The following is a 781-nucleotide window of genomic DNA, read 5'->3' on the forward strand; positions in this document are numbered from 1 at the left end:
CCAAAGCATGTCGTCCATTTGTGGAGACTGTAGACCCGTACCAAAGCGGACATCTCGTAATACGTGAGGAGATTGGCTCATATTTTCGGTTCCCAAGGCTAGGGCGACTTCAGCATCCTTTAAAATAATCGACTGAGCTGCCGATACGACCGCTTGCAATCCAGAACCGCATAAACGATTGAGAGTTAAAGCGGGGCTCTCGATTGGAATTCCAGCATTCAAAGCAATATGCCTGGATAGGTAAGAGGCATTTTTCGAAGTATGTATCACATTCCCTGCAAAAACATGCTCAACCTCTTCAACTGAAATATTACTTTTTTCAATAGCTCCTTTACTTGCGATCACTCCAAGGTCTATGGCAGAAATATCCTTTAATACCCCTCCAAAACTCCCGAATGGCGTCCTAGCTCCACCTAAAATATAAACATGACTCATAATTCATTCTCCTTTATTGAAGGTTGTTTGATTCTCCCACTTGTAAATCTTCATAATACATGGTTCATATCTACTCTCATCAAACACTATTTAATGACGGTGAATTAACGGAATTTTCGCAATTACTACTAATTCGTCCTTTACCATGCTGTAAGGCTCTAACTCATGCCCAAGTATATCTTTCACGTTTGACAAGCCCATTCACCCCTTTTTAATAGATTACATTCCTGTTTTCGTTAATTTTGAATTTTTTCTATGCTTTAAGCAGATTTCCGGCAATTACAAGACGCTGAATCTCTTGCRTCCCTTCATAGATTTGGGTGATTTTAGCATCCCTCATATATCG

The 781-nt window shown here is 40.1% G+C and carries 2 protein-coding genes; both read right to left on the minus strand.

Annotation, left to right across the window (positions count from 1 at the left end; translation table 11 throughout):
- On the minus strand, positions 1–435 hold a 435-nt coding region (locus AC1DUW_RS31155; protein ID WP_477644492.1), incomplete at its 3' end, for a thiolase family protein.
- A 253-nt stretch (positions 436–688) separates the two neighbouring features.
- A complete protein-coding gene (locus AC1DUW_RS31160; RefSeq protein WP_477644493.1) occupies positions 689–775 on the minus strand; it encodes an acyl-CoA dehydrogenase family protein in 87 nt (28 codons plus the stop codon).
- Positions 776–781 lie beyond the last annotated feature (6 nt).

This window comes from Peribacillus sp. P4_C12 (genome assembly GCF_056402095.1).